The sequence below is a fragment of the Planktotalea sp. genome (assembly GCF_039984035.1).
GTDB lineage: Bacteria > Pseudomonadota > Alphaproteobacteria > Rhodobacterales > Rhodobacteraceae > Planktotalea.
The window spans coordinates 1-8,974 of record NZ_JBDWVM010000334.1; the positions used below are offsets into that span (position 1 = coordinate 1).

The 8,974-nt window shown below is 53.1% G+C and carries 12 protein-coding genes; 8 read left to right on the forward strand and 4 right to left on the reverse strand.

Features of this window, described 5'->3' with window-relative positions:
- The 4 genes from ABJQ89_RS15005 to ABJQ89_RS15020 form a co-directional block, all read left to right on the forward strand.
- Positions 1 to 624: GntR family transcriptional regulator (locus ABJQ89_RS15005; protein WP_348496992.1), on the forward strand; the 624-nt coding region annotated here is incomplete at its 5' end.
- 21 nt (positions 625 to 645) lie between these two features.
- The gene (locus ABJQ89_RS15010; protein WP_348496993.1) at positions 646 to 1,659 is read left to right on the forward strand and encodes an ABC transporter substrate-binding protein; all 1,014 of its coding nucleotides are present in this window, start codon (positions 646 to 648) and stop codon (positions 1,657 to 1,659) included.
- Positions 1,660 to 1,719: 60 nt separating this feature from the next.
- On the forward strand, positions 1,720 to 2,487 hold the full coding sequence (locus ABJQ89_RS15015) for an ABC transporter ATP-binding protein (RefSeq protein ID WP_348496994.1): 768 nt from the start codon (positions 1,720 to 1,722) through the stop codon (positions 2,485 to 2,487).
- Positions 2,480 to 3,280: an ABC transporter permease gene (locus ABJQ89_RS15020; protein ID WP_348496995.1), complete on the forward strand. Its 801-nt coding sequence runs from the start codon at positions 2,480 to 2,482 to the stop codon at positions 3,278 to 3,280. The genes ABJQ89_RS15015 and ABJQ89_RS15020 overlap by 8 nt, the downstream gene beginning before the upstream one ends.
- Here the strand turns inward: ABJQ89_RS15020 and ABJQ89_RS15025 are convergent.
- Together ABJQ89_RS15025 and ABJQ89_RS15030 are read right to left on the reverse strand one after the other, a co-directional pair.
- Positions 3,277 to 4,212 carry a formylglycine-generating enzyme family protein gene (locus ABJQ89_RS15025; protein ID WP_348496996.1) on the reverse strand — a complete coding sequence of 312 codons (936 nt, stop codon included), beginning with the start codon at positions 4,210 to 4,212 and terminating at the stop codon, positions 3,277 to 3,279. The genes ABJQ89_RS15020 and ABJQ89_RS15025 overlap by 4 nt on opposite strands.
- Positions 4,213 to 4,307: 95 nt before the next feature.
- On the reverse strand, positions 4,308 to 4,589 hold the full coding sequence (locus tag ABJQ89_RS15030; protein WP_348496997.1) for a DUF1330 domain-containing protein: 282 nt from the start codon (positions 4,587 to 4,589) through the stop codon (positions 4,308 to 4,310).
- A 95-nt stretch (positions 4,590 to 4,684) separates the two neighbouring features.
- On the opposite strand from ABJQ89_RS15030, the gene ABJQ89_RS15035 reads away from it, so the two are divergent.
- Positions 4,685 to 5,557, forward strand: coding sequence for a LysR family transcriptional regulator (locus tag ABJQ89_RS15035; protein WP_348496998.1), 873 nt, complete (start codon positions 4,685 to 4,687; stop codon positions 5,555 to 5,557).
- 25 nt (positions 5,558 to 5,582) lie between these two features.
- On the opposite strand, the gene ABJQ89_RS15040 is transcribed toward ABJQ89_RS15035, so the two are convergent.
- Together ABJQ89_RS15040 and ABJQ89_RS15045 are read right to left on the reverse strand one after the other, a co-directional pair.
- Positions 5,583 to 5,930 carry a VOC family protein gene (locus ABJQ89_RS15040; protein ID WP_348496999.1) on the reverse strand — a complete coding sequence of 116 codons (348 nt, stop codon included), beginning with the start codon at positions 5,928 to 5,930 and terminating at the stop codon, positions 5,583 to 5,585.
- Between the two features lie 4 nt (positions 5,931 to 5,934).
- A complete protein-coding gene (locus ABJQ89_RS15045) occupies positions 5,935 to 6,837 on the reverse strand; it encodes a LysR family transcriptional regulator (RefSeq protein ID WP_348497000.1) in 903 nt (300 codons plus the stop codon).
- 126 nt (positions 6,838 to 6,963) lie between these two features.
- Here ABJQ89_RS15045 and ABJQ89_RS15050 point away from each other — a divergent pair, with 126 nt between their 5' ends.
- The 3 genes from ABJQ89_RS15050 to ABJQ89_RS15060 all read left to right on the forward strand — a co-directional run.
- Positions 6,964 to 7,197: a DUF1127 domain-containing protein gene (locus ABJQ89_RS15050; protein ID WP_348497001.1), complete on the forward strand. Its 234-nt coding sequence runs from the start codon at positions 6,964 to 6,966 to the stop codon at positions 7,195 to 7,197.
- Positions 7,198 to 7,355: 158 nt separating this feature from the next.
- Positions 7,356 to 8,132: a Bax inhibitor-1/YccA family protein gene (locus ABJQ89_RS15055; protein ID WP_348497002.1), complete on the forward strand. Its 777-nt coding sequence runs from the start codon at positions 7,356 to 7,358 to the stop codon at positions 8,130 to 8,132.
- 179 nt (positions 8,133 to 8,311) lie between these two features.
- The coding region (locus ABJQ89_RS15060) for a metallophosphoesterase (RefSeq protein ID WP_348497003.1) at positions 8,312 to 8,974 on the forward strand (663 nt) is incomplete at its 3' end.

Sequence of the window (8,974 nt, forward strand, 5' to 3'; positions counted from 1 at the left end):
CTCTTGGCCTCTGCCCTGCGCAAGGACATCGCGTTTGGGACGCTTCTGCCTGATCAAAAACTAAAGTTGCACGAGTTGCGCACGCGCTATGGTGGCTCAAACCATTCCATGCGGGAAACACTTCGCATTCTATCAAGCGAAGGCCTTGTTGAAGCCACAGCCCAGCGCGGGTTTCGCGTCACCTCGGCTACAGAGGATGATTTGCGCGATATTCAAATGGTACGGATCGAAATCGAAAAATTGGCGCTGATGCGGTCTATGGAACTCGGCGACGTGGCTTGGGAAGGCCGCGTGGTTGCTGCACATCACGGTTTGCAAAAAGCCGAGGCCAATGTTGCGAATGCACCTGATGATTTGACCGCCCTTCAGTGGGACGAAGCCTGTCGCGCTTTTGCGGTTGCCATCATCGACGCTTGCGAAAGCCCGCGATTGATTGATTTACATCGCAAGTTTTTCGATCAAAGTCGCCGGTTTCGCCTCGCGCAGATGCGTGAAGGCAAACTGAATTGGGACGCACGCAAGGCGCGCCAAAAAGCACTGATGGACGCAATTTTGGCTAAACGAAACGACGAGGCACTCGCGCTTTTACAAGACGATATCGAGGCAGAACTCGGTACAAAATAATTAGGTCTCTGGGAGGATATTATGACCAATTTAAATCGCCGTAAGGCACTTGCCCTGATGGGCGGAACATTGGCTGCAACGGGGCTTGCAGCTCCGGCAATCGCCAGCAATAAAAAAATCAAAGTGGGCGCACTGCGCTTTACATCCCACTCAGGTAATTTCGTCGCGCAAGAGCGCGGTTACTTCGCAGAAGCGGGCCTTGATGTAGAATTTGAGTTCTTCCAAGCCGCGCAGCCCATGGCCGTTGCGATCGCATCTGGCGATGTGGATTACGCTGTGACAGCAATGTCCGGCGGTTTGATCAGCCTCGCAGACAAAGGCGCGATCAAAGTGATCGGCGGTGCGCTCAGCGAAGAAGCAGGCATCGATGGTCAGAAATTCCTTGCCTCTGACGCGGCTTTCCAAGCGGGCGTCAAAACGCCAGCGGATCTTGCGGGCAAACGTTTTGCCGTGACGCAAGCGGGATCATCATTCCACTACATGGGCGCGAAAATGGCCGCCGCGGAAGGCATCGAAATGTCCTTCACACCACTGCAAAAGGTTGGCGCTATTATCGGCGCGATGAAGTCTGGTCAGGTTGATGGCTGGTCCATCGTGCCACACATCGCGAAGCCACTTGCTGGTGCAGGCGCTTGGCACATCATCGGCAACGTCTCTGACTATTTGCCCGATTACCAGGTCACGACTGTCTTTACCTCTGCCAAAAACGCAGCCGATGAACGCGGCATGACAGAGAGCTTCCTCGCGGGCTTCTCCAAAGGTGTTGATGACTACGCCGCTGCCATGATCGACAAAACAGCCGATCAAGATGCGATGGTCGATTTGATTCACAAGTATGTCTATACGGATCGCCCACGCGAAAAAGCAGCGCCATCAATCATCAATGGAACGATGCGTCTGAACAAAGGTGCAGCATTGAATATTGCCTCGATCAAAGATCAACTGGGTTGGTTCCAATCCGAAGGTCTGGTGGACGCCGATATTTCCATCGATCAAGTCGTGGACAGTTCTTACGTGAACATCATCGGCGCGTAACGCGCCTATGTAGGGCCGATGGAAACGTCGGCCCTTTCATTCTCTCATAAGGGCGCATCAATGGACATTCGCTTGGACGGCATCGGTCATTCCTACGACAATTTCGAAGTGATGCGAGACATCAGCCTCGACATTCGTAGCGGACAAATCGTGTGTATTGTTGGCCCATCGGGGTGCGGAAAATCCACGCTGCTCCGTTTCATTGGTGGCTTGGAACGCCCGAACAAGGGCCAAGTGCTCCAACTGGGCGAAGCCCCGGAGGGTTGTCTCAACCCACTCACCTACATTTTTCAGGATTTTGCTCTGCTGCCGTGGCGCAGCGTGTCGGGCAATATTTCTCTTGTCCTCGAGGATCACGGGATCAAAGGGGCTGCTGCGCAGGCCATTATCGATGATGTCTTGGCGCGCACCAAGCTGACGGATTTTGCCAAAGCGCTACCCAAACAGCTGTCTGGCGGCATGAAACAACGCGTTGCGATTGCGCGCGCCTTGGCCGTGAACCCTGCAGTCATGTTGATGGACGAACCGCTTTCCGCACTGGACAGTCAAACCCGTGAATTGCTGATGGATGATCTTGTAGATCTATGGACGCGCCAGCCATTTACCGCTGTCTACGTCACCCACAACCTCGCCGAAGCGGTACGCCTCGGTCACCAAGTCGTTGTTCTATCACGCCGCCCCGGTGAAATTCGGGAAATCGTCCAGATTGAGAAACCTTTGGCCACGCGCGAATATGGTGATGCCGATCTGGATGCAGCACAGAAGCATTTGTGGCATTTGATGCGCGACGAAGCCCGCGCCGCAGATGCGGAGTTGATCCATGTCTGATCCCAATACAGGTAAATCCGTCGCCTTTCGCGGCGGTGGTTTCAACCCGCAGTCCCATCGCTGGGTCGGTGTTGCTGTTTTTGTCTCTTTGATCCTCTTCGCAGAATGGGGCACGCGCGCGGGGTGGATATCTGCCCTAACGATGCCCAAACCCTCTGACGTCTTGGCCACGTTTGGCGAACTTTATGATAGCGGGCTGCTGTTCAAACACCTTGGCCCTTCCCTATCGCGATTGTTCATCGGCGCATTTCTCGGCGCAAGCGTGGGCGTCAGTGTCGGGGTTCTCATTGGTCTCTTCTCCTACATGCGTTCTGGACTGATCCCATTAGTCGCGGCGATCTTTCCCATCCCTAAAATCGCACTGCTCCCCCTCTTCGTCATTTGGTTCGGCATTGGGGAGGGATCAAAATATGCATTGATCGCCTTTGGCACCTTCACTCCAACCGTTGTCGCAACATACGGCGCGGTCGATAACGTGGATCGCACCCTGATCCGCATGGGGCAGAGCTTTGGTCTCTCATGGTGGTCCATCGTGCGCAAAATTGTGCTACCCGGCGCAATGCCCGGCATTCTGTCAGGTCTGCGCATCAGCCTCGCTATTGCGATCATACTTTTGGTCGCTGCAGAAATGCTTGGGGCGGAATACGGCATTGGTGCCTACATCCTAGAGGCTGGCTCGCTCTATGATTTGGAACGGCTTTTCGCCGGTGTGGTTATTCTATCTTTGCTCGGTGTGATTAGCAGCGGCATCATAAGTATGATCGAACGCCGCGTTTTGGGATGGCGCACCTAAGCGTCCCAAACCACACGGAATCCTTGATGCGGCGTCGCTGAATCCGGCGCGTTGCCTGAACGCGCCGCAATTCGGTAGCGATAGCAATAACTGCGATGGCACAAGAATGACCCACCCTTCAGAAGTTTGAACCCGCGCATACCTTCCAAACGTTGTGTCACCCGTTTCTTAAGCGATTTCACGCGATAGGGTTCTGAGGTCCATTCCCAAACATTGCCAACCATATTGTAAAGCCCATAGCCATTTGGCTCAAAAGATTTGGCCGGCGCGGTATGAAGCCAGCCATCTGCTGCCTTGTTGTTGTTCGGAAAATCACCTTGCCAGATATTACAGGGAAAGACGTCCTTATCGTCGGGCTCCTCGGTCCCCCAAGGGAAGGGCACATCGCCCAAACCACCACGCGCGGCATGTTCCCATTCGGCTTCATTCGGCAATCGGCCACCACACCACTGCGCAAAGGCAGTCGCATCACGCCAAGAAACTTGTGTAACCGGATGATCTGGGTCCCAAGGGATTTGACTACCTGCCCCATGAACCTGACGCCAGTTCGCGCCATCCACACGGCGCCACCATTCGGTCCCCACCACACCTTGTGTTGCGCCGATACATTCGGGCACATCAGAATGAAACACAAAAGACCAGCCGAATTGCTCTGCCTCAGTGACATAGCCCGTCTCTTCGACGAAAGCCTGGAAAGAAGCATTCGTCACCGTCGTTTGCATCATTTTGAAAGGCTGGACACGTTTGCTGCGCAACGGGCTCTCACCATCATCAGTCAGAAATGGGGTTTTGGTTCCAACCATCGCTTTGCCACCTGCAATCGCAATAGCCGCTTGAGGATGGAAAACATGGCCAGCAATTGGCTTTGAAACATCGCCGTGCGCACTTGGCTCACGCGCGGGTGTGCAACACCCCTTTGCTTCACTGTCCATGCGGTCCTCTGACGTGATTTCGATTATGGTCTTCACCCTATCAAACTTGAGCAGAAGCACCATATCCCAAACACCGCGATTACGCTGTTGGCAGGCTAACCGAGTAAGAGAATGTCCGACTGACCAGAGCCGCGGCGCAGATTGTGCACGTCCTGAAGCGCTATGTCTTCGGACCACGCCACTGCAGCCGCTTTATCTGGGAAACTTAAGATCGCCGCCATATCGGGCTGTTTTGGCGCGCCTTCAAGCACCGTAAACGCGCGCGCCGCGCTTTCGACTTTACCGCCGTGCTTGGCCAAAGCATCGCCCGCGACCTCGCGATATTCCGCGAGGGACGCGGGGTTAGTAATGTCGAGTGAAACATAAGCAAAAATCATTCGTGTCTCCAATTTGATTTGATGCACACAGCATAATCAAATCGAAACATGTAAAAACGCGTGTATTTGCACTTCATTCATGCGAAAACGCACGCATGGACATCGCATGGGATGATATTCGCACGGTACTAATGCTAGTGCGTCACCAATCGCTTGCTAGCGCAGCTGACAGGCTTGGATTGAACTACACAACCGTCGCAAGACGCGTGCGCCGCGCCGAAGAGGCGTTAGATCAAAGGCTCTTTGATCGGTTACCGGAAGGTTATCGCCCCACAGCGGTAGCATTGAAAATCGCCGAATATGCCGAGCAAATGGAAAGAGCAGAGCATGATCTCAAGCGTCAAATTCAGGGGAGCAATACTGCCTTGAGCGGCGTGCTTACGATCACTGCACCTCAGCTTCTAATCGCGCATTTCCTCTCTCCTGTTTTGGAAGAGTTCACAACCACGTACCCAGCGGTCGAGCTGCGAATTCTCGCAACAAATGATATCTTGGACCTTACCCGCTTAGAAGCCGACCTTGCCATTCGCATCAGTGCCAAACCGGGGGATTCACTCATAGGCTTGCGCCTTCTCCAGCAGGAAACCGCAAGCTTTGCGAACGAACACATCGCAGAACGGATCAAGGCGGATCCAACTGCAATGATCGATTGGGTTGTCTACGATGCTTACTCAGATGTGCCCAAAGGGATCGACAAGCGATATCCAAACAATCGCGTCAAGTTCCGATTTGATGACATGGTCGCAATGATTGGAGCAGCCCAAGCGGGGCTTGGCGTTGTGCGCGCGCCCATGTTCTTAGGTCGCCAAACCAGTGGCATGGTTCAGGTGCCTATCCTCAAACCGCAAACCTACACCGATGTTTGGGTGGTCGGGCATCCAGACGTCTGGCCTTCTAAAAAACTCGCCGCGTTCCGCGAAATACTCATACGTCACTGTAAAGCGAAACAGTCACTTTTCCTGTCATGAGCACGCTCTGAGCAAAGGGGCGATTTCAATGCGATAGAATGTTGAGAAGCTTGCCCGTCGGATCGCGCAGATAAAACCGTCGCACACCCCAAGGTTCATCCGTCAAAGGATACTCAATAGCCAGCTCTAGTTTTTTTGCCCGTGCATGGATAGCGTCGACATCCTCTACTTCGATCGACAAATCTGGCACTGCAGTGCCAGAACCGCCTTCGCGTGCGATACTGATTTGAACCGGCGTTTTGGCCGTACCGCTTAGCGTTGCGATCCAACCCATATCCATCGCCACGTCCAAATCGAACAACGCGATGTAAAAATCTCGCGTTTGCTCGACTGAAGGCGTCGCAATGTTTGCAACGATGCGCTTGATGGCCATGAGATCAGCTGACTTCGCGCAGGTTCGAGACAGTCGCGCCCAAACGCGTCCCCGCTTTTAGATCACTGTATCCTTGTCGCAGCAGTTCGGCCAAGGCAGACACGGCTGGAGTTTGGGCCTGCTCAGCGCCATACATATTGATCAATGAATCAGGCATGTCGGGCAAAGTGCCCCCGTGTTGGATCGGAACAAGATGCGGCGGTTCAGTGCCTTCAATCGCAACGCAAATCGCCAGATCGGCACCAATCGTCGCCTCAATTGTACGATCCGAATCTGTTTCTGTCGCCATTTCCCAACCGATACCCTCTTTATCCAGCACCTTTTGAACCAAAGGGCGGAACATGCAGTGACGGCTAAACCCAAGCTTCAGAGGACGTTGACGCCAGACAGTGCCACCTTCGGCACCCGTCCAACTCAAGCGTGCACGGCTGAGCGTCTCGCCTTGTGGCATCAGGCCTTCTTCAGTCGTTAAGATGATATCAAATTCGCCGCGCGACAAACCTTCTTGAAGCTCACGAGTGAACGATGCGCGTAGATTGACGACGACATTGGGGAACTGCGAACGGAATTGCTGCAAAACCTTTGAAACAACGGGATAGACGATGTCATGCGGCACCCCGAGCGAAATTTCACCAGCAACACCCGTGTCCGTCAGCTTTGCAATGATCTCATCATTTAGCCCTACCATTTGACGCGCATAGGTCAGCAGCTGTTCGCCTGACGGGCTAAGCACAACCTGCCGCCCAGAACGTTCGAGAAGCTTGAGGTCCAAGCTTTCCTCAAGGCGTTTGATTTGCATAGAGACCGCAGATTGCGTGAGGTTCAAAAGTCCTGCAGCGCGCGTAACGCCACCAGTTTCAGCAATCGCGACGAAAGAACGAAGGGCGGTTAAATCCAGGTTTCTCATAATACATCAACATCCGTGATATGTGAGGTCAAAACTATTCGTTTTTAATGTGAACCATGAAATGGCACATACATCAACAGAAAGAATACATCGCAACCAACCCATCACCAAAAACGAGGTTTTCAAATGTCACAGTCACACACACACGCTTCACACCCTTCCTTGATCATCTGCGCACCTGCGGCGTCTAGCACAACACTCCTGCAGCGGATCAAATCAGCAATCGCCATCGCACGTTCGCGCCGCGCTCTTGCAAGACTAGACGCCGATGGCCTTGCCGATGTTGGCCTGACCCGTGAACAAGCACAAATCGAAGCGAACCGCTCTGTTTGGGATGCTCCGTCACATTGGGCTGGTTAATCAAAGACATCACAATCAGAGAGCGTGAAGCTATCCCTTAAAAAGCGTCCGATTTTCGGGCGCTTTTCCTGTTTAAGGGCTTGAAAAAGTTGCCCATGACACCAATATTCGTTCCAAGACCGCCAAAACGGCGGATCAACAACTATTGGAGAATATTCATGGCTGAATATGGTACAATTCGCAGCGGCGTAGGATCGGCGGGCGCGAATATCGATGCGGGCCTCCGCGCGCACATGAACAAAGTCTACGGCACAATGTCCGTTGGCATGTTCATCACATTTCTTGCAGCATGGGCCATCGCTGGCCTTGCAGTGACGACAGACCCGTCTCAAGCGGTCGCGCAAATCGGCGCTGATAAGTATCTGACGTCACTCGGCTCCGCGCTTTATCTGTCCCCGCTTAAATGGGTTGTGATGTTTGCACCGCTCGCTTTTGTCTTTGGCTTTGGCGCGATGATCAACAAAATGTCCGCAGCGACTGCACAAACAATGTTCTATGTGTTTGCAGCGGTGATGGGCGTGTCCATCAGCTCGATCTTCTTGGTCTTCACAGGCTACTCGATCATGCAGATTTTCTTGATCACATCCATCGCATTCGCTGGCCTGTCCCTGTACGGCTACACCACGAAGAAAGATATCTCCGGTTGGGGTAGCTTCCTCATCATGGGTGTTATCGGCCTGATCGTTGCGTCTATCGTAAACATTTGGCTCGCGTCCCCTGCGATCATGTTCGCAATTTCTGCGATTGGTGTTTTGGTCTTCGCTGGCCTCACAGCCTACGACACACAGCGCATCAAAACAGAATACGTTGCACACGCACACCACGGTGACACGGAGTGGCTTGGTAAGTCCGCGATCATGGGCGCGTTGAGCCTGTATCTGAACTTCATCAACATGTTCATGATGCTTCTACAGCTCTTCGGTAGCCGCGAATAACAAGCGCTACAAAATTAGCCAAAATCGGCCCGCTGGACGCTTTGTTCAGCGGGCTTTTTTATTTCGATACCTAAATCTACAACCCTGATTTGCGCGAATCCCCAAACTGACACATCTTGATTACACAAAGGCTTTAGTTCGCCTCCTAACCAACTGTTTCAGTCATAAGGAAGAACAGCATGTCGCTCTCATTAAACCGCCGTCATTTTCTAGCAGGTACAGCAGGGCTTATTGCCATGCACCCTTTCTCGCTTTCGGCTGCAGCGAACCAAGCGCACCTTCGCTTGATGGAAACCACGGATTTGCATGTCCATGTTTTTCCCTATGATTACTACGCCGACAAACCTCGCGACACCGTAGGTCTTTCGCGCACCGCGTCCCTTATTCAAGACGTGCGCGCGGAGTCGACAAACTCCCTGCTTCTGGACAACGGAGATTTCCTGCAAGGTAACCCGATGGGTGATTACATCGCCTATGAACGCGGTATGAAAGACGGTGACAGTCACCCTGTGATCACCGCAATGAACACGCTGGGTTTTGATGCGTCTACGCTGGGCAACCATGAATTTAACTACGGCATTTCGTTCTTGATGAAGTCCCTTTACGGCGCCGAGTTCCCTGTCGTGTCTGCCAATGTCATCAAACAGATGGGCGTCGCCCCGACCGCCGATGAAACACTGGTCAAACCCTATGTCATTCTGGACCGTGAGATCACAGATGGCAGCGGCGCAACCCATCCGATCAAGATCGGCATCATTGGCTTTGTGCCTCCACAAATCATGAATTGGGATCGAAAGCATTTGGAAGGCAACGTTCAGACCCGCGACATCGTTGAAACCGCC

Coding starts and splice junctions, on each gene's coding strand:
- ABJQ89_RS15010 (WP_348496993.1), top strand. CDS start 646: ATGACCAATTTAAATCGCCGTAAGGCACTTGCCCTGATGGGCGGAACA.
- ABJQ89_RS15015 (WP_348496994.1), top strand. CDS start 1,720: ATGGACATTCGCTTGGACGGCATCGGTCATTCCTACGACAATTTCGAA.
- ABJQ89_RS15020 (WP_348496995.1), top strand. CDS start 2,480: ATGTCTGATCCCAATACAGGTAAATCCGTCGCCTTTCGCGGCGGTGGT.
- ABJQ89_RS15025 (WP_348496996.1), bottom strand. CDS start 4,212: ATGGACAGTGAAGCAAAGGGGTGTTGCACACCCGCGCGTGAGCCAAGT.
- ABJQ89_RS15030 (WP_348496997.1), bottom strand. CDS start 4,589: ATGATTTTTGCTTATGTTTCACTCGACATTACTAACCCCGCGTCCCTC.
- ABJQ89_RS15035 (WP_348496998.1), top strand. CDS start 4,685: ATGGACATCGCATGGGATGATATTCGCACGGTACTAATGCTAGTGCGT.
- ABJQ89_RS15040 (WP_348496999.1), bottom strand. CDS start 5,930: ATGGCCATCAAGCGCATCGTTGCAAACATTGCGACGCCTTCAGTCGAG.
- ABJQ89_RS15045 (WP_348497000.1), bottom strand. CDS start 6,837: ATGAGAAACCTGGATTTAACCGCCCTTCGTTCTTTCGTCGCGATTGCT.
- ABJQ89_RS15050 (WP_348497001.1), top strand. CDS start 6,964: ATGTCACAGTCACACACACACGCTTCACACCCTTCCTTGATCATCTGC.
- ABJQ89_RS15055 (WP_348497002.1), top strand. CDS start 7,356: ATGGCTGAATATGGTACAATTCGCAGCGGCGTAGGATCGGCGGGCGCG.